The 17400-nt window shown below is 61.3% G+C and carries 17 protein-coding genes; 7 read left to right on the top strand and 10 right to left on the bottom strand.

Translation table 11 applies throughout. From position 1 onward, the window contains the following. Positions 1-4: 4 nt before the first annotated feature. Positions 5-625: a DUF1287 domain-containing protein gene (locus tag NKI06_RS01785; protein WP_352983716.1), complete on the bottom strand. Its 621-nt coding sequence runs from the start codon at positions 623-625 to the stop codon at positions 5-7. Between the two features lie 199 nt (positions 626-824). Here NKI06_RS01785 and NKI06_RS01790 point away from each other — a divergent pair, with 199 nt between their 5' ends. Then, the gene (locus NKI06_RS01790) at positions 825-2021 is read left to right on the top strand and encodes a DUF2865 domain-containing protein (protein WP_352650009.1); all 1197 of its coding nucleotides are present in this window, start codon (positions 825-827) and stop codon (positions 2019-2021) included. Here the strand turns inward: NKI06_RS01790 and gltX are convergent. Next, positions 1939-3312 (bottom strand): glutamate--tRNA ligase, encoded by a 1374-nt coding sequence (gene gltX / locus NKI06_RS01795; RefSeq protein ID WP_023690149.1) that lies wholly within the window; start codon positions 3310-3312, stop codon positions 1939-1941. The two genes, NKI06_RS01790 and gltX, sit on opposite strands and share 83 nt — an antisense overlap. 733 nt (positions 3313-4045) lie before the next feature. Here gltX and NKI06_RS01800 point away from each other — a divergent pair. The 4 genes from NKI06_RS01800 (at position 4046) to NKI06_RS01815 (ending at position 9522) form a co-directional block, all read left to right on the top strand. Then, positions 4046-7810 carry a vitamin B12-dependent ribonucleotide reductase gene (locus NKI06_RS01800; protein ID WP_352650012.1) on the top strand — a complete coding sequence of 1255 codons (3765 nt, stop codon included), beginning with the start codon at positions 4046-4048 and terminating at the stop codon, positions 7808-7810. Positions 7811-7824: 14 nt separating this feature from the next. Then, a complete protein-coding gene (locus NKI06_RS01805) occupies positions 7825-8130 on the top strand; it encodes a helix-turn-helix domain-containing protein (protein ID WP_155929804.1) in 306 nt (101 codons plus the stop codon). After that, positions 8127-8840, top strand: a complete 714-nt coding sequence (locus NKI06_RS01810; RefSeq protein WP_155929802.1) for an ImmA/IrrE family metallo-endopeptidase — start codon at positions 8127-8129, stop codon at positions 8838-8840. The genes NKI06_RS01805 and NKI06_RS01810 overlap by 4 nt, the downstream gene beginning before the upstream one ends. Positions 8841-9315: 475 nt before the next feature. Continuing rightward, positions 9316-9522, top strand: coding sequence for a type II toxin-antitoxin system HicB family antitoxin (locus tag NKI06_RS01815; protein ID WP_023816570.1), 207 nt, complete (start codon positions 9316-9318; stop codon positions 9520-9522). Positions 9523-9551: 29 nt separating this feature from the next. Here NKI06_RS01815 and NKI06_RS01820 read toward each other — a convergent pair whose 3' ends face one another. From NKI06_RS01820 to NKI06_RS01830, 3 genes are read right to left on the bottom strand one after another with little or no spacing between them, the layout of a single operon-like run. Continuing rightward, positions 9552-10157 carry a hypothetical protein gene (locus NKI06_RS01820; protein ID WP_245261989.1) on the bottom strand — a complete coding sequence of 202 codons (606 nt, stop codon included), beginning with the start codon at positions 10155-10157 and terminating at the stop codon, positions 9552-9554. Positions 10158-10181: 24 nt separating this feature from the next. Beyond that, positions 10182-10682 carry a hypothetical protein gene (locus NKI06_RS01825; RefSeq protein ID WP_352983719.1) on the bottom strand — a complete coding sequence of 167 codons (501 nt, stop codon included), beginning with the start codon at positions 10680-10682 and terminating at the stop codon, positions 10182-10184. Positions 10683-10709: 27 nt separating this feature from the next. Next, positions 10710-11681 (bottom strand): DUF3592 domain-containing protein, encoded by a 972-nt coding sequence (locus tag NKI06_RS01830; RefSeq protein ID WP_023697602.1) that lies wholly within the window; start codon positions 11679-11681, stop codon positions 10710-10712. Positions 11682-11844: 163 nt separating this feature from the next. On the opposite strand from NKI06_RS01830, the gene NKI06_RS01835 reads away from it, so the two are divergent. Further along, positions 11845-12786, top strand: a complete 942-nt coding sequence (locus NKI06_RS01835; protein WP_023700826.1) for a phosphoribosylaminoimidazolesuccinocarboxamide synthase — start codon at positions 11845-11847, stop codon at positions 12784-12786. 20 nt (positions 12787-12806) lie between these two features. On the opposite strand, the gene NKI06_RS01840 is transcribed toward NKI06_RS01835, so the two are convergent. Genes NKI06_RS01840 through NKI06_RS01850 form a run of 3 tightly spaced genes read right to left on the bottom strand, consistent with a single transcriptional unit; the run spans position 12807 to position 14496 of the window. Beyond that, positions 12807-13691, bottom strand: coding sequence for a DMT family transporter (locus NKI06_RS01840; RefSeq protein WP_352983720.1), 885 nt, complete (start codon positions 13689-13691; stop codon positions 12807-12809). Then, entirely contained in the window at positions 13688-14296 is a 609-nt protein-coding gene (locus NKI06_RS01845) for a class I SAM-dependent DNA methyltransferase (protein ID WP_023669053.1), read from the bottom strand. Before NKI06_RS01845 ends, NKI06_RS01840 begins: the two co-directional genes overlap by 4 nt. 26 nt (positions 14297-14322) lie before the next feature. After that, the gene (locus NKI06_RS01850) at positions 14323-14496 is read right to left on the bottom strand and encodes a hypothetical protein (RefSeq protein WP_023669054.1); all 174 of its coding nucleotides are present in this window, start codon (positions 14494-14496) and stop codon (positions 14323-14325) included. 104 nt (positions 14497-14600) lie between these two features. On the opposite strand from NKI06_RS01850, the gene NKI06_RS01855 reads away from it, so the two are divergent. Beyond that, the gene (locus tag NKI06_RS01855) at positions 14601-15527 is read left to right on the top strand and encodes a LysR family transcriptional regulator (protein ID WP_352983723.1); all 927 of its coding nucleotides are present in this window, start codon (positions 14601-14603) and stop codon (positions 15525-15527) included. 21 nt (positions 15528-15548) lie between these two features. On the opposite strand, the gene NKI06_RS01860 is transcribed toward NKI06_RS01855, so the two are convergent. Then, the gene (locus NKI06_RS01860) at positions 15549-16055 is read right to left on the bottom strand and encodes a DUF2314 domain-containing protein (protein WP_352983726.1); all 507 of its coding nucleotides are present in this window, start codon (positions 16053-16055) and stop codon (positions 15549-15551) included. A 153-nt stretch (positions 16056-16208) separates the two neighbouring features. Further along, positions 16209-17273, bottom strand: a complete 1065-nt coding sequence (locus NKI06_RS01865; protein WP_352983729.1) for a glycoside hydrolase family 25 protein — start codon at positions 17271-17273, stop codon at positions 16209-16211. Positions 17274-17400 lie beyond the last annotated feature (127 nt).

The raw sequence follows: 17400 nt of genomic DNA on the forward strand, positions 1-17400 counted from the left end.
TTTCTCACGCAGGCGCGAAGCGGTAATGCCCGGTCTGCTTGAAGGCGAACAGCGTGTCCTCCTCGCGGGCGCCCGACCCGATATTGTGGATGACCAGCGCTCGTTCCGGCACGTCCGCCGAGCGTTCGGATGAGACGATGACGATGTGCGGCATGTTGCCGGGCAGCATCTGGGTGACGATATCGCCCGGCTGAAAGTCGGGAGGATACTCGCTGGCGGGCAAGGAAACTCCGTTGCGCCCGAAAAATGCGGCAAGATTGCCGACCCGTCGGTGGTCGATGTTTCGATCGGTCGCTTTCAGACCCCAGGTCTTGGGATAGGCGGCGAAATTGGCCGCCATATCCTCATGCACCAGCTTCTGCAGGTCGAGCTCGAAGGCGCGGCGATAGGCGCGCACGATGACGTCCGTGCACACGCCTCGATCCGGCGCGACATCGCCGCCGGGATAGTCGAGGCGGACATAGGCCGGGTCGTATAAGGTGGTGACGCCAATCTGCTCACGCGCGGCTTCGACCAATTTGCTGCGCCAGTCCGGAGCGGCTGGATTTCCCTGCGCCCGGGCGGCGGGCGCCGCCAGGCACAACAGACCGAACTGCAGCGCAGTTCGGCGGCTAATCGCGATCATGCCAGCTCCCGGGGCATTGCTGGATCGTGGGATATTCCGGGGCGATTGCGCCTTTTTCATGCAGCGGTGAGACCGCACAGTTGCCGCTATCCAAACCCCTCCTGCAACGCGTCTATGGGCTAAGACCATCTTTGGTTGTAGATTGAGGGAACGGTTAACCGCGAATCCGGTAGACAGGCAGGCAAGCGGGGTTCGGGCAATGACGGGCGGACGATGGAGGCTGAAGCATCTGGCTGCGCTGCTCGGCGCGCTTGTGCTTTCGGCCGTCGCCACCACTGAACCGCAGGCCGCCTCCCGCGTTTGCCGTCAACTGGAAGCCGAGCTTGCTTCTTCATCGAATGGCGGCGGCAATTCCAGCATGGTGCGGAAGTATGACAAGGCCATCTCCCGCCAGTTCGAACAGCTATCAAAGGTGCGCGGTCGTGCGAGCGATGCGAATTGCGGGTTTTCGCTGTTTTCGCGCAATGTCAGCCAATGTGCTGCGCTGAACAACAGCATCGATCGCATGAACGCCAATCTCGATGCGTTGCAAGCCAAGCGCGCGCAGCTTGCCGGCGGCGGCTTGCGGCGCGACCGCGGCCGCATCCTGGCCGCGCTCGACGCCAATGGCTGCCGTGACGAGCCCGCGCCGCGCCGGGAGCCGCTGCAGGAAGCCAGCCGCGAACCCGACGACGGCAATCTGTTCGACCAGCTTTTCGGCGGCAACCGGCAGATCGACACGCTCGATCAGCCCGATGATCCCGGCGAGGAGCGCAATGTGCGCCGGGTGCTCAATCAGCCCGGCGTGCCGGATTTCCCGACGGTCGGCGGCGAGTTCCATACGAGCTGCGTGCGCACCTGCGACGGCTATTTCTTCCCGATGTCGAACTCGGCTTCGCTCGGCGATTTCGAGCGCGACCAGAAGAATTGCGAATCGAGCTGCCCCGGCACCGAAATGCAGGTGTTCTATTCGCGCGGCATGGAAGACGATTCGGCCAACATGACGTCGTCGGTGACCGGCAGGCCCTACAGCGAGTTGCCGACCGCCTATCTCTACAAACAGCCCAACATGTCGCGGCCGCTGGCTTGTGGCTGCAATGCGCAGGCCGGAAATTTCGAGATCATCGGCGGCAACCCGCCACCGCCCGAGCAATCGCAGCCTGATACCGAGACAACGCCATTCATTCCGGTGCCGGCGGCCAAACCCGATCCGGGCGCGGATCCGGAGACGCTGGCCAATATGCAGGGCGGGCTCGACCGCGCTGCCATCAAGCGCCTTGCCGTCAAACCGGTGGTGTCGCCAGTGTCGCTGATCCCGCCGGACCAGCGCAAGGTCAGGGTCGTCGGGCCAACGTTCCTTCCCGACCCAGCAGCGGCAATAGATCTGCAAGCTCCGGCCCGGAAGCAAGTCCGGTAAGCGCCAGTCTCAGCGGCATGAACAGCGCCTTGCCCTTGCGGCCGCTGGCTTCCCTGATCCTGGCCGTCCAGTCTTTCCAGACCGTACCGGTCCACGGCTCTTCCGGCAACAGGTCGAAGGCCTGCTGCAGGAAGTCGCGATCCTCGTCGGAAAATTCCGGCGCGGGCTGCGGGCCGTCGGCAAGGATGCGCCACCAGCCGACCGCGTCGCTCAGCCGGTCGAGATTGCCGCGCACCGCCAGCCAGAACGGCTCGGCCTTGTCGCCGGAGATGCCGAGCACGATCAGCCGATCCCGCGCCTCGGAAAACGGCATGTGGTGCATGAGCGCACGATTGAGCACGAACAGCTCGTCCGGGTCGAATTTGGCCGCCGATTTCGACGTGGCGGCGGGATCGAAGCGCGCGGCCAGTGCCGGCATGTCATGCACCGCCGCGACATTTTCCGAGGTGCCGACAAGGACGGCCAGCGAAGCCACAGCCATCGGTTCGATGCCCTCCTCGCGCAGGCTTTCGATCGACAGCGCACCGCTGCGCTTCGACAGGCCCTCGCCCGAGGCCGTGGTCAAGAGATTGTGGTGGCCGAAGACAGGCGGCTCGGCGCCCAATGCCTTGAACAGCGCGATCTGCACGCCGGTGTTGGTGACGTGGTCGTCGCCGCGGATAACATGACTGACCCCCATCTCGATATCGTCGACGACCGAAGGCAGCGTGTAGAGATAAGTGCCGTCCTCGCGCCGCAGCACCGGATCGGACAGTGAGGCCAGATCGACGGTTTCCTCGCCGCGCACCAGATCGTTCCAGTGGATTTCGGTGCGTTCGGGCTGCAGCGGATCGCTGCTGAAATTCGGCAGCAGAAAGCGCCAGTGCGGCCGGCGGCCATCGGAGCGGTATTCGGCGATCTGCTGCTGCGAAAGCGCCAGCGCCTCGCGGCCATAGACCGGCGGCAGGCCGCGCGTGCGGCGCACCTTGCGGCGCAGGTCGAGTTCTTCGGGGGTCTCGTAGCAGGGATAGACAACGCCGGCTCTCTGCAGCCGCTCCACCGCCGCGTCGTAAGTTTCGAAGCGCCGCGACTGGTATTCGGTGGCGTCGGGAAAAATCCCCAGCCAGTGCAGGTCGTAGAGGATGGCGTCGGAAAATTCCTGCCTCGAGCGGGCAATGTCTGTGTCGTCGAAGCGCTGGATGAAACGGCCCTTGTTGTTCATGGCAAACAGCCAGTTGAACAAGGCGGTGCGGGCATTGCCGATATGAATGCGGCCGGTTGGTGAGGGGGCAAAACGGACGGTAACTGTCATGGGCGGGGCGTAACGGATGCTCTTGGAATTGACAAGACGCGCCCCCGCGCGACGCCAAAGACATAATGCACGCCAGCTAAAATGAAAAGGCTGTGAGCCAGAATCCGGCCGGGCCTGTCTCGGGTGAACCGCTCACCAGCGGTCCACGCCGGCAGAATCGGGCTTCCCTCAGCCGCTTTTTGTCCCCGTTATCCACATATGTGACACACAAGATGTTGGGGTCACAAAAGCTACGCAAACGAATCCTTGACGACGCAAACCGAGTCGCCTTTTATGTGCCATGTGCTCTTGTTGAGGGCGCGACCGGAGAGTTTCGAGCCCGGTCATTTTTCCCGGATTTTGTGCGTTTTGGCCATGATTTCCGCCTGTTTACGAGGCTGGCGGAAGCGTTGGATCGTGGGGGCTTCGGGAGCGAAAAGGGAGATTTGTCGGACTGGAATAAATTGTCTGTTAACACTATATTTAGTGTTTGCAGGCAGGTTCGACGCTAGATAGTGTGAATTTCCCTCGGTCGAGGGAATCGAGGAAAAATTCAGTTTTGAGGGACCCCGCAGGGTTCGGCGCAGAGTTGGAACAGCGGCTTCGTAAGAAGCTCGACCAGCAAGGCGACGAAGACTGCCACAAGGAGAGCCGGTGTTTTCGAACGCCGGCAGACGGCGGACATGCGCGTTTCGCATTGGGGGCAGAAATCCCCGGGGAAAAGCGCTATATATAGACAAAAGGGACCGGACCAATGCGCATCGAGCGTCGTTTCACCAAGCCAGGCCAATCAGCTTACGCGGAGATCGAATTCCGCAAGGCGCTTTCGGAGATCAAGAATCCGGACGGCTCGGTGGTGTTCCGCTTGGACAATATCGATGTGCCGGCGCAGTTCTCGCAGGTTGCCGCCGACATCCTGGCGCAGAAGTATTTCCGCAAGGCCGGCGTGCCCGCGCGCCTGAAGAAGGTCGAGGAGAACGACGTCCCCTCCTTCCTGTGGCGCTCCGTCGCCGACGAGGCCGAGCTTGCCAAGCTGCCGGAAGCCGAGCGCTACGGTTCCGAAATCGACGCCCGCCAGGTCTTCGACCGGCTGGCCGGCACCTGGACCTATTGGGGCTACAAGGGCGGCTACTTCAAGTCGGAAGAAGACGCGAGCGCCTTCCGCGACGAACTCGCCTATATGCTCGCCACCCAGCGCGTTGCGCCGAACTCGCCGCAATGGTTCAACACCGGCCTGCACTGGGCCTACGGCATCGATGGTCCGAGCCAGGGCCACTATTATGTCGACCCGTTTACCGGCAAGCTGACCAAGTCGAAGTCCTCCTACGAGCATCCGCAGCCGCATGCCTGTTTCATCCAGGGCGTGCAGGACGATCTCGTCAACGAAGGCGGCATCATGGACCTGTGGGTGCGCGAAGCGCGCCTGTTCAAATACGGCTCGGGCACCGGCTCCAATTTCTCCATGCTGCGCGGCGAAGGCGAAAAGCTGTCGGGCGGCGGCCGTTCGTCCGGCCTGATGAGCTTCCTCAAGATCGGCGACCGCGCGGCGGGCGCCATCAAGTCGGGCGGCACCACGCGTCGTGCAGCCAAGATGGTCATTGTCGACGCCGACCATCCCGATATCGAGGAATTCATCGACTGGAAAGTCAATGAAGAGCAGAAGGTGGCGTCGCTGGTCACCGGCTCCAAGATCGTGAAAAAACATCTCGAAGCGATCATGAAGGCCTGCATCAATTGCGAAGGCCATGATGACGACTGTTTCGACCCGGCGCTCAACTCCGCGCTGAAGCGCGAGATCAAGGCGGCCAAGAAGTCGGCCGTGCCCGAGAACTACATCTACCGCGTCATCCAGTTCGCCAAGCAGGGCTACACCTCGATGTCGTTCAAGACCTACGACACCGATTGGGATTCCGACGCCTACCTCACCGTCTCCGGCCAGAACTCCAACAATTCGGTGTCGCTGAAGGACAATTTCCTGCGCGCCGTCGAGGACGATGCCGACTGGCACCTGACCGCCCGCAAGGATGGCAAGGTGTTGAAGACGCTGAAGGCACGCGACCTCTGGGAAAAGATCGGCTACGCCGCCTGGGCTTCGGCCGATCCGGGCCTGCATTTCAACACGACGATGAACGACTGGCACACCTGCGCTTCGGCCGGTGCGATCCGGGCCTCGAACCCGTGCTCGGAATACATGTTCCTCGACGACACGGCCTGCAACCTGGCCTCGATTAACCTCCTGCCCTACCGCAATGCCGACGGCACCATCGACATCGCCGCCTACGAGCACACGGTGCGGCTGTGGACCGTCGTTCTGGAAATCTCGGTGATGATGGCGCAGTTCCCGTCGAAGGAGATCGCCAAGCAGTCGTACGAATACCGCACGCTTGGCCTCGGCTACGCCAATATTGGCGGCCTCTTGATGACGTCGGGCATTCCCTATGACTCCGACGAGGGCCGCGCCATCTGCGCCGCACTCACCGCCATCATGACCGGCATTGCCTATGCCACCTCGGCCGAGATGGCCGGCGAGCTCGGCGCCTTCGCCGATTACGACCGCAATGCGCAGAACATGCTGCGCGTCATGCGCAACCATCGCCGTGCCGCCTATGGCGAGAAACAGGGCTACGAGAAGCTCGCCGTCAATCCGGTGCCGCTGGTCGCGTCCGACCTGAAGCAGCAGGAATTGGCCACGCACGCCAAGGCTGCCTGGGACCGCGCCATCGAACTCGGCGAAGAGCATGGCTACCGCAATGCGCAGGCGACCGTGATTGCGCCGACCGGCACGATCGGCCTGGTTATGGATTGCGATACCACCGGCATCGAGCCCGACTTCGCGCTGGTGAAGTTCAAGAAGCTTGCCGGCGGCGGCTATTTCAAGATCATCAACCGCGCCGTGCCGGAAGCGCTGCGCACACTGGGTTACTCAGAAAGCCAGATCGCCGAGATCGAGGCCTATGCGGTCGGTCACGGCAACATGAACCAGGCGCCGGCGGTCAACCCCGGCTCGCTCAAGGCGAAGGGCTTCACCGACGACAAGATCGCGGCGCTCAATGCAGCACTGAAGTCGGCCTTCGACATCAAGTTCGTCTTCAACCAGTGGACGCTCGGCGCCGACTGGGTGAAGGAGACGTTCGGCTTCACCGATGAGCAGCTCAACGACTTCTCGTTCGAGATGCTGCCGGCGCTCGGCTTCTCCAGGAAGGACATCGAAGCCGCCAACATCCATGTCTGCGGTGCGATGACGCTGGAAGGCGCGCCCTTCCTCAAGGCCGAGCATCTCGCGGTGTTCGACTGCGCCAGCCCGTGCGGCAAGATCGGCAAGCGCTCGCTGTCCATCAACAGCCACATCCAGATGATGGCGGCGGCACAGCCTTTCATCTCCGGCGCCATCTCCAAGACCATCAACATGCCCAACGATGCGACGGTGGAAGACGCCAAGGGCGCCTACATGCTGTCGTGGAAGCTGGCGCTGAAGGCCAACGCGCTCTATCGCGACGGCTCGAAGCTGTCGCAGCCGCTCAATTCGTCGCTGCTCGCCGACAGCGAGGACGACGAGGACGATGCGGTCGAGCAGTTGATCGCGGCGCCCGCTTCACAGCGTGCCGTGCAGGTCACCGAGAAGATCGTCGAGCGCGTCATCGAACGCCTCTACCGCGATCGTGAAAAACTGCCGAATCGCCGCAAGGGCTACACCCAGAAGGCAGTCGTCGGCGGCCACAAGGTCTACCTGCGCACGGGCGAATTCGACGACGGCCGCATCGGCGAGATCTTCATCGACATGCACAAAGAAGGCGCCGCTTTCCGGGCGATGATGAACAACTTCGCCATCGCCATCTCGCTTGGCTTGCAATATGGCGTGCCGCTCGAGGAATTTGTCGAGGCCTTCACCTTCACCAAATTCGAGCCGGCCGGCATGGTGCAGGGCAACGACGCGATCAAGAATGCGACGTCGATCCTCGACTACGTGTTCCGCGAACTCGCCGTGTCCTACCTCGGCCGCCACGACCTCGCCCATGTCGACCAGTCGGATTTCGACAAGACGGCGCTCGGACGCGGTATCAACGAAGGCAAGGCGACGCCGTTCTCGAAGGGCCTTACCCGCGGCGCGTCACCAGTGAAGTTGGTGACGGGCTTAGGTGGCGACCCCAAGGGCTTTGCCGGATCACCCGCTGCGGCCCCTGCCCGTGTCACTCCAACTGCATTCTCGGGCTCCAACGTGCTAGCGCTGAAACCAGCAAGCGACGAAGCCATCGCCTACAAGCGCGACTATGAGGAGCGGGCCAAGGAATTGGTCGAAGACATCGTTTACGAAGAGGCAGCCGACCCAACCGGGCTGTTCACCGACGAAGCAGCGAAAGAAGCGGCCGAGGCAAAGGCACTTGCCTCTACGCGGCGTCAGCAATCATTGATGCAGGGCTATACCGGCAACGAATGCTCGGAATGCCACAACTTCACAATGGTGCGGAACGGGACCTGCGAGAAGTGCGACACCTGCGGTTCTACGAGCGGGTGCAGCTGAGAAGGAGCACCGAAATGGCTACAACAAAAGTTGTGGCGTCGAATGACCACTACCAGCTTACGCCCTTTGGACAGCTATGTACCGAAGGGCGTACAGCCATGACAATGACCCGACCTGAAATGGCAAAACTGGTAAATACAAGTCCCCGCGATATTTCTCTTATGGAGAGTGGCCAAAAGATACCCCCTGCGCACTATGTCGTGCTGGCGATGGGAGTTCTCGGCTTAGATCTTGAAGAGGTTGAAGCAGCACTTGCGGCCCAAGACCCGACTTACAGGCTTACGCGCGTTTCGCAGCCACGATACGGTGATGTGCGATGAAAAACGTCTATGTCGCCAAAGGAGCCTCTCTCCACCAAATCAATCGTTTGGCAGAGACAATTCGGACGTCCGCGTTTGGGCCTGGCGAAGGAGAACTGGATATAATTCGATATCTGGAAATCGATTTACCTAAGATTTTTCCGGGGCTTTATCTCTTCATAGAAGACGATGTAACGATGGGCTCGCGGCGCGCCTTCATTTCTGAAGATCCGCTGGGGATCGTTGTATCCGAGAGCATCTATGAGGCCGCCGCAAATAAGTCGGCGTTCGCTATGGAAGTTCTCCTCCATGAGGTTGGGCACCTGTTTCTACATCACAGGTATGCGGCGCTTGGCCTGAATAACGCTGACGCAGTATATAGCGACAGCGTCAGAAATACCCCCCTACCTAATAGCGCCGAATGGCAAGCAACAGCTTTTGCTCTTTGCTTCCTTTATCCGTATTCCTTTTGCAAAAAATATAAATCAGCAAACGAAATTCGGAAGTCATATAAATTGACTGAGAAGCAGGCCATTAGAATTAGTCGACACTTGAGTCGGCTTAAAGTACGAAAAAATGAAACCGTTGCGTCCAACGATGGCAATTGGATCAAAGCTGTAATTTCCGAACTCCCAAAAAGAGCTTCGTTGGAACGGACTCCGGACCCCCTCGGTCAACTCTCGTTATTTTTTAACGGCAAGCAATCACAGCGCGGCTCACTCAACGCATAGATATTTACGCCGCATGGACGGCATCCGCCGCTGCTGCGCGGCTATAGGGCAATACTGCTCCAGATACCAAACCCCTCTGCAGGAACGCCTGCGAGTGCCGCATGCAGAGTGACGGGATATTCTTAAATTAGCTGCGAGAAACTAAATCGTTACGTGCAAGACAGATTGCCTTGCACGTAAGACCCTTGTAGAACAAAGCAGCAACGCAAATAAAGGTCATAAAATGGCTAAGACACCGAAGACAGAACGCAATTCAGGGAAGATATGGCAACCGGCAGAGATTAAGCAGCTTAAGGTTTTGGCGAAAGATAACACCCCTACACGCATTATCGGCCTAAAGCTTGGCCGTACACCGGGAGCGGTGCAATCGAAGGCTTCTGAGGAAGGGGTGTCCCTAAAGCCCACAAACCAGTCTCCATACAATCGAAGAAAGGCCTGAGTAGGCTGATCGATCAAACCGATCTGTGAGTGGGCAATGCGTTACGCGGTAGTGATCGAAAAAACAGGAAACAATTTCTCTGCCTATGTGCCGGACTTACCCGGCTGCATCGCGACCGGTGCGACCGTGCCAGAAGTGGAAACCGAAGTTCGCGACGCTATACGCTTTCACATCGAAGGCTTGCGTGCCGATGGGCTGGACGTGCCGAAAGGCGTCAGCCTCGCGGAATACGTCGAAGCATAAGACAGATCCTGCGATCAGGATCTCAGCACCTACCCCGCCGACACCACCCGCAGCGTCTGCTCATCAAACAACGGCTCGTCCTGCCCCGCCCGTACGAACAGCACCTTCCGCCCCGCCGGTACCTCGAAATACTGGATGCCGTCCGGCATTTCGCCCCAGTCGCCGCAGGGCGGCTCGGGAACTTCGTCATTGGCTAGCGCCTTCAGCTCTTTCGCATAGGCAGCATCGGGGCTGAATGTGTAGCGTTTGACGCCGGCGGGCACGGTGCCCTCGGTGTAGGGCGTCAGCACGCAGCGGGCGCTGACTGATTTGTCGGTCTTTTCCAGCAACAGGCGCAACACCGCGGCCTCGGCGGTTTCGCCTGATTTGATGTCGAACACCTCGACCAGCGGATCGGGCGCGCCGCCATCGCTGTATTTGATGGCGAGCGCGTTGCCGACGAATTCGAAGTGGATCTGGCGAAAACCGAAATCGCAGCGCTGCACCCAGGCGGCCAAACCGACCGTCTTGTCGGCCAGTTTCTCCCAGACGCATTTGTCGATCGGCGGGCGCGATGGCGCCAGCTCGTCCGCCCGCGCTGCGGCTGATATCGTAGCCGAGGCAAACAGCGTGCAGATCCAGACAATCAGTCTCATGGCGTTATTCATCGCTGCATCCTGTCAAAGTGAAGGCGTCCCAGGCCGAGCCGTCCGGATTGGCATTGGCGAATCGGCAAATTCGGTGAAGGCCGCGCCGAAATCGGGCAGCAACAGCCCTTTCGGCGCCGGTGTCGCTTCGCGCGAATTCAGCTGCTCGGCGCCGCCTCCGGTCAAGGCATAGACCTGGCCCATCCATATCCGGCAGCGACCGCTGCCATCCTCCAGCCCCGCTTCGCGGTCGTCGTCGGTGCAGGCATAGCGGATGGTGCCGAGCGGAAACGAATTTTTGCCATTGGTCCAGGTGATGTCGGCCGGCAAGCGCGTGTCGGTGTTGGGGACGGTCACCGAAAACACTTCGGCCGTCAGTGCCGCCGGCTCATTGTTCAGCGGCCGGAATTGCAACACCGCGCCCGAACGCGGCTCGCGATAGGTGGCGTGGCTGAGCAGACACTCTCTTGCGCTCGCTGCCTGCACGGCGCCGAGCAGAGCCAGGCAAACGACGGCCAGCCTGCGAACGATCATTGGATGTCTCGTCATGAAAGTGGCGCCTCAGATAAAACCGACCAGCCAAGCCGCGCCGCCCAGAAACGCGGCCGAACAGACCCACAGCAGCCAAAGCCCGCGCACCCGGCATTCGAGCACTGCCGAGGCGGGGTTGGCTGGGTCGTAATGCACGTCGACCTTGCCGCCCTCGGCATAGCTGCGCGCCTGGCCGCTGACGAGGCGGGGCATTGAAGCGGTGACCGTGGCGCCGAAGGTGACGCGGTCTGAGGTGTAGTGCTGGCCTGCGACGCCGTAGCTGTACACGATGCGGGATTTGAAGACGGTGCTCCAGCGTCGATGGCTGCTGTAGTTTCGCAGCGTCTGCAGGCCCGAGGAGTCAATGCGGCCGGGGGCGACCGGCCATTTTGCCGCCTGCTCGGCAAGCGACTTCTGGACGAAGGCCATGCGCAGGATCATCAGGCCCATGAACAGCAGCAGCGCTCCGGCGCCGAGGTTCTGCGGCTTGGGCAGGTGCGGCCGGATCGCCTCCAGCACGCCACCGAGCGAAAACACCAGCACCACCGTGCCGATCACCAGCCCGGCCGAGAGCTTGACCATGAACTTGAAGGCGCCGTCCGGCAGGGTGCGTTCGATCACGGCCTTGCCCGGATCGGCCGGATTGTAGAAGACGGTCACTTCAGCGCCGGTGGGAAACTGCGCCAAGGTTTCGGTGACTTCGAAATTCCCCAGATTCTCCTTCACGCTGTAGCGCGAGCTTTGAAATTTCTTTTTACCGACCTTGTATTCGAAGGTGACCGCCGGAAAATTGCGCATCTCGGTGGTGTCGCTGCTGTCCGAGCCGACGCCCGACCTTCTGACTTCGCGCGCCTCGACGCGCGACGAGATGATCTTGCCCGGCGCCGGCAGCCAGTGGCTCATCGCCTGCACCTCGCGCCATTTGACGAAGGTGATGAACGACAGACCGCCCGCGATCGCGCAGGCAAATCCGACAATCAGAAATTTGAGCTCTACGTCCACCGCGTCCCCCAGGAGTGCCGGAAGCTGCAAATAGATAGCACGGCGAAGGCAATGTCTTGATTATTCGCAAAGGACGAACCGCCCTTCCTCGGGTATCGAAGCCCCCTCAACTTTGTTAAGAGTCGCCCAAACTGTTAGGAGCCATGAGACCAGGATGACAGCACTGCGCGTTCTCTCGGATGCCTTCATTCCGGAACTCCCGAACCACTACAAAGGCAAGGTCCGCGAGAATTACGATCTGCCGGATGGCCGCCGCATCATCATCGCCACCGACCGGCTGAGCGCCTTCGATGTGATCCTGACCGCAATACCGCTCAAGGGAGAGCTGCTGACGCAGACGGCGCGCTACTGGTTCGAGGAAACGGCGGACATCTGCCAAAACCATGTGCTCGATTATCCCGACCCCAATGTCGTTGTCGGCACCAGGCTCGACATTCTGCCGGTGGAAATCGTTGTTCGCGACTATCTCGCCGGCACCACCAGCACTTCGGTGCTGACGAAATACAAGAACGGCGAACGCGATATGTACGGCATCCGCCTGCCGGACGGACTGCGCGACAATGAGAAGCTGCCGCAGGCCATCATCACACCGACCAGCAAGGCGCTCGATGGCGGTCATGACGAGCCCTTGACGCGCGACGAGATTTTGACGCGCGGCCTGTTGTCGGAAGAGCAATGGGACACAGTCTCGCGCTATGCGCTGGCGCTGTTTGCGCGCGGCAAGGCGCTGGCCGCCAAGCGCGGCCTGATCCTGGTCGACACCAAATACGAGTTCGGCACGGACAAGGATGGCACCATCATCCTTGCCGATGAAATCCATACGCCCGATAGCAGCCGCTACTGGCTTGCGGCAAGCTATGAGGAGCGCTTCAAGGCAGGCGAGCGGCCGCAAAGCTTCGACAAGGACTTTATTCGCGCCTGGGTAACCGCGCGCTGCGATCCCTACAAGGACCGTATTCCGAAAATCCCCGCCGAACTCATCGAGCAGACGTCGCGTGTCTATACGCAGGCCTTTGAGACCATCACCGGCAAGACCTTCACCGCCGATATCTCGGGAAAGACGGTGCTGGACCGCATTCGCGAGAACCTGCGACCTTATTTCTGACGGCGGCTGGCGGCCGCCGGTCAACTTGCCGAGGTCGCGGACACGGACGGTTCTGGCGGAGCGCGCCACGTGCCGAGATATGATCCGCACAGGATGAGCGCGAAGGCCGCGACAATGCCGATATCGAGCGGCTCCGAAAGCACGAGCACGCCGGCTGCCACGGAGACGGCGGGCGCCACATAGGTTATGACGACCGCCCGTTCGGGGCCGATCTCCCGCACCAGCAAGAAGTAGGTGGCGAAGGCAATCGCCGTGCAAAACACGCCAAGACCGAGGATTGCGCCAACCACCATTGTCGACGGCATGGCCGCCGGCCAGGCCAACGCCGCCGGCACGGCGTAGATCAGCGCGGCCCCTGCCAGACAGACTGCCGTCAGCGAGGTTGCCGGCACATCGTTCAGCCAGCGCGACGCGATGATCGAACCCGAGGCATAGCAGGCCGCGGCCATGAGAATCTCGACGACCGCGAGAAATCCGCCACCCAAGGTCGGCAGCGCCAGCACGAAGACACCGGCAAAACCGAGGAAAAGGCCGGTCCAGCGGCGTATCCCCAGCCGCTCATCCGAGCCCATCAGCTTTGAGAGCGCGACGGTTACGGCCGGCGTCATGGCAATCAGCAGTCCGGCGGTGGAACTGTCGATGCTGACTTCGCCATGGGTGATCAGCCCCCATGGCAGGATCATCTCGACCAGACAGAATGCGGCGACCGCCCGCCAATGTGTCTTCAGCCATCCGAAACTGCGCTGGACAAGGACGAAGGGCAGCAGCGCGAGCGCGCCGACGGCTGTTCGGGCAAAGACCAGGAAGGGCACCGACACCTCGGCAACCGCCAGCTTGATCAACAAATAGGGAATGCCCCACAGGAGGCTGAGCAGCACGAACAAAAACAGTCCGCGGCGCGTCATGACGGCCTCACAGCCAGAAAGGTGGTCCACTCTTCGCGATCGCGGCCGACGTTGAATTCGTCTCCGACAAGGACCAGCCCGGCGTTTTCGAGGCGGGCCGCGAAGTCGTCCCTGCGCCAGTAGACCGTATGATATTCGCCGCTCTTCTCGCCATCGCCAATGCGCATCGAGACGAGGAAGGCGCCGCCCGGCCGCAACGACCCGGCAATCTTGGCAAGCACCTGGTCGGCCTGCTCGCGCGGCACGTGGATCAGGACGCACAAGGCCAGCACCGCGTCGTAGGGGCCTCCGAGATCGTCGGTGATGAGATCGAGAAACTCACCATGCTTGCCGCGTGCGGCCTGCAACTCGAGAAACCGCTTCGTTGCGTCTGTGCGCCGAACCTGGACACCGAGCCCTTCGACGAAGTCCGCATCGTATCCGGGTCCCGAACCGACTTCCAGAATCCGGCCGCCTTTGCCGGCGATCTTCACCAGGCGCTTCAGCCATTTCTGTTCTCTTTGGTTCGGAACGTGCCGCACCAGAGCGTCGTAGCGTTCGGCATAGTCCTCATAGGCGTTGATCGTTTGGCGGCTCTTCGCCAGATCCTCGGATGGCACAGTCATCTTTCCCCCATGGTCAAAGAGCTTGCTTAGCCAATGGTGCCGGGAGGCACGCGTCCGTCAAGCATACCGATATCCCTGAGGAAATGATCCGACAGCGAGCGGCGGTCGAGCAGGCCGCGCTTGCGAGGCCTGAACGGCGCGGTGAAGAGGTCGAGCACCGGGCGGCGAAGCGTGTTGTAGAGAGCGATGGTGGTGGTCATTGCCGTATCCTCCAGGGTTTGATCCGATGAATGCAGCATGCCGTTTTCCGGGCTTGGTTTCCAATCGAACGTCGCGTAGTATGCATCAGCGGGATTGATGCGTCATGAGCTGGGAACTGCCACCATTAGGAGCCATCAGGGTCTTTGAAGCCGCGGCCCGGCTGGGCAGTTTCACCAAGGCAGCCGAAGAACTCGGCATGACCCAATCAGCTGCCAGCTATCAGATAAAGGTGCTGGAAGAACGTGCCGGAACGCCGCTTTTCATAAGAAAAACAAGGCAGATCGCGCTGACCGAGGCCGGACAGCAGCTGGCGCCGCACGCAACAGGCGCGTTCTCGACCCTGGCCGACGCATGGGTCGCCACCAAGGGTGGAGCGACCGGCGTGCTGTCGGTGACGACCATGGAAACCTTCGCATCGAACTGGCTGGCCGTATGGCTTGGAACATTCCAGCTGATGCATCCCGACCTTGCCGTGAAGGTGAATACATCGCACGGGCTGGTCGATTTCACGCGCGGCGACATGGATGTCGGCATTCGCACCGGCAGTGGAAATTGGCCGGGCCTGACGGCTCACTATCTGTTCAAGGCGGACTATACGCCGATGCTCAGCCCGAGACTCGCCGAAAGCGTCGGCGGCATCCACCGCCCCGAGGATCTCTACCAACTGCCGCTATGCTGTGCCGACGATCCCTGGTGGGAAATCTGGTTCAAGGCTGCCGGCGTGCCGTTCGAGCCCGATCGCGTCATCGCTGGCCCGAAACTGGGTACGCAGGCCTATGATGCGATGGCGGCGCTGACCGACAAGGGCGCCGCGATCCTGACCAAAAACCTTTACAGCGCCCTGTTGGAAAAGGGCCAGTTGATACAGCCATTCGGCGTGCTTGGATCGGACGGCGACGGCTATTGGCTGGTGCATCTGGAGAGCCGCCGCAACGCGCCCAAAATCAAGGTGTTTCGCGACTGGGTGCTGGCGCAGACGGCAGAGATACGCGAACGCGAAAAGCGCGACAGCCCTCTAGGCCCGCGATAAAACTCGCCCGCGCCTCAACCCTCAGTCCTTGAAGGTCAACCCGTACTTTGCAACCTGCTCCTTCGGCATATCCGCAAGCGCCTGGCGCGTGGTGTAGCCGCCGTAGATCACCTTGCCGTTCTTGATCATCCAGTCCTCGACGTCGGCCTCGGTTACCGTCATCCTGTCGCCCATCTTGTACTTGTTGCCATTGACCGGCACGTCAGCAAGCAGGCCGATATAGGAGCCTTCGCTGTAGCCCACCAGCTGCAGCCAGATATGCTCGGTGGCGCCGTTCTGGGTCAGCGGGAATTTTACCGTGTAGGTGCCCGGCGTGCCGGCGTCCATCAGTTCGTGGAAGCGCTTGAGGGTCGAGCGGCCGCTGTCCTTGGCGGCCTGCATCGCCTTGTCCTCGGTGGAATAGGACACGACGTTCTGCTTCGACTCCGCCAGCGAAGCGCCACCTCCGCCCGGCATGTGGCCGAGCGAACTGAAAAACCCGTAGCCGACGGCGGCGGCAAGTGCGACAGCCACAACTGGATTGCGCATGGATCCCTCCGAAAACCCGATCACGGGCACGTTACCGGAAGGCTGTTGCGATACCGCTAAAGGACACAGTGAGCGGATCGTTAGCGAGACGCTGAAAATTCAACCCAAGGCGCAGCGGCAGGCAGCGCAGGCGCACCGGCACCGGCCTGACGTTCAGTCGGCGTCGGCGACGGTCGTCTGCCCGCCTGCCCATGCCCGCCAGGCGCGCTCGTCGCCATGGAAGACGTTGAGGTCGATGCGGCCGGTCACGCCGTGCGACAGGCCGGAGCCGGAGTACTGCCAGAACAGCCATTTGCGGCCGGGATAGACTTTTGAGGGATGCCGCGCCACGGCGCGCAGCCAGAACGGATAATCGAGAAACGCACCCTTGAGATTGTCGCGATAGAAATCCGGTGCGGTGTAGATGATGGGCCGCTGGCCGTAATGGCGCTCCAGCTTGTCCATGAACACCTTCATCTTTTCCAGCACGGTGGCCCGCGACGGCCGCCGCTTGCAGGAAGATTCGCCGTTCCACTCGACATCGATTACCGGTGGCAGCGCGCCTTCGACCCTCGGCACATTGCGGATGAACCAGTCGGCCTGCTCGCCCGCGGTGCGGCACCAGTAGAAGAAATGATAGGCGCCGCGCTTCAGCCCGGCGGCGTCGGCATTGCGCCAGTTCTTCATGAACATCGGGTCGAGATGGTCGCCGCCATCGGTCGCCTTGATATAGGCGAAGTTGGCGCCCTGGGCGCGCAGCTTGCCCCAGTTGACATTGCCCTGCCAGCGCGAGACGTCGACGCCGTGGACGGCAAGGTAGCGTGGCGAAGCCTTGCCGAAATTGATCGGCTTGGCGTCGCGAAAACCGTAGCGGGTGACCGGCGTGGCCAGCATGGCCGGCGCCGCGCGCGTCAACCGCTTCGGCGCAGACATCAGAGCGGCGGGCTCGAGCTGTGGTCTGGTGCTCCCCTGCGGCGTGCCCGCGACGATGGCCTCTTCTTCCTCGACCATGGAAAAGGGCGGCGCATTGTCGGCCACAGCGTTGTCGGCCACCATGTCGGACCGCATCGGCGCGAGGTCGGCGGTCTCCGCCGGAGCCGCTGTGACCGGCGCGCTCGGACGCACGACCGAACTGGTCGTCTCGTTCGACGGCTGCAAGCCATCGACGCCCGCTGTGGACGAACAGCCGGCAAGCCACAGCGATGCCAACATGAAACTGACGACGCCTGAAATCCGCATCTGGACCTGTACGCAAAACACAACAGACCGAAGGCAAACAGACGCCGCCGGACAAACCGGCCTCGATTACTAACGAGAAATTACCAACAAAGTTTGAATCAAGTTGTTAGGAATTGGCCCTCTTGTC

It is taken from the genome of Mesorhizobium sp. M0772, assembly GCF_040320135.1.
In the GTDB taxonomy this organism is placed as follows: Bacteria; Pseudomonadota; Alphaproteobacteria; order Rhizobiales; family Rhizobiaceae; genus Mesorhizobium.

Excerpts from the sequence above, each read along its gene's own strand:
- NKI06_RS01785 (WP_352983716.1), bottom strand. The coding sequence starts at position 625 with ATGATCGCGATTAGCCGCCGAACTGCGCTGCAGTTCGGTCTGTTGTGC.
- NKI06_RS01790 (WP_352650009.1), top strand. The coding sequence starts at position 825 with ATGACGGGCGGACGATGGAGGCTGAAGCATCTGGCTGCGCTGCTCGGC.
- gltX (WP_023690149.1), bottom strand. The coding sequence starts at position 3,312 with ATGACAGTTACCGTCCGTTTTGCCCCCTCACCAACCGGCCGCATTCAT.
- NKI06_RS01800 (WP_352650012.1), top strand. The coding sequence starts at position 4,046 with ATGCGCATCGAGCGTCGTTTCACCAAGCCAGGCCAATCAGCTTACGCG.
- NKI06_RS01805 (WP_155929804.1), top strand. The coding sequence starts at position 7,825 with ATGGCTACAACAAAAGTTGTGGCGTCGAATGACCACTACCAGCTTACG.
- NKI06_RS01810 (WP_155929802.1), top strand. The coding sequence starts at position 8,127 with ATGAAAAACGTCTATGTCGCCAAAGGAGCCTCTCTCCACCAAATCAAT.
- NKI06_RS01815 (WP_023816570.1), top strand. The coding sequence starts at position 9,316 with ATGCGTTACGCGGTAGTGATCGAAAAAACAGGAAACAATTTCTCTGCC.
- NKI06_RS01820 (WP_245261989.1), bottom strand. The coding sequence starts at position 10,157 with ATGAGACTGATTGTCTGGATCTGCACGCTGTTTGCCTCGGCTACGATA.
- NKI06_RS01825 (WP_352983719.1), bottom strand. The coding sequence starts at position 10,682 with ATGATCGTTCGCAGGCTGGCCGTCGTTTGCCTGGCTCTGCTCGGCGCC.
- NKI06_RS01840 (WP_352983720.1), bottom strand. The coding sequence starts at position 13,691 with ATGACGCGCCGCGGACTGTTTTTGTTCGTGCTGCTCAGCCTCCTGTGG.
- NKI06_RS01845 (WP_023669053.1), bottom strand. The coding sequence starts at position 14,296 with ATGACTGTGCCATCCGAGGATCTGGCGAAGAGCCGCCAAACGATCAAC.
- NKI06_RS01850 (WP_023669054.1), bottom strand. The coding sequence starts at position 14,496 with ATGACCACCACCATCGCTCTCTACAACACGCTTCGCCGCCCGGTGCTC.
- NKI06_RS01855 (WP_352983723.1), top strand. The coding sequence starts at position 14,601 with ATGAGCTGGGAACTGCCACCATTAGGAGCCATCAGGGTCTTTGAAGCC.
- NKI06_RS01860 (WP_352983726.1), bottom strand. The coding sequence starts at position 16,055 with ATGCGCAATCCAGTTGTGGCTGTCGCACTTGCCGCCGCCGTCGGCTAC.
- NKI06_RS01865 (WP_352983729.1), bottom strand. The coding sequence starts at position 17,273 with ATGCGGATTTCAGGCGTCGTCAGTTTCATGTTGGCATCGCTGTGGCTT.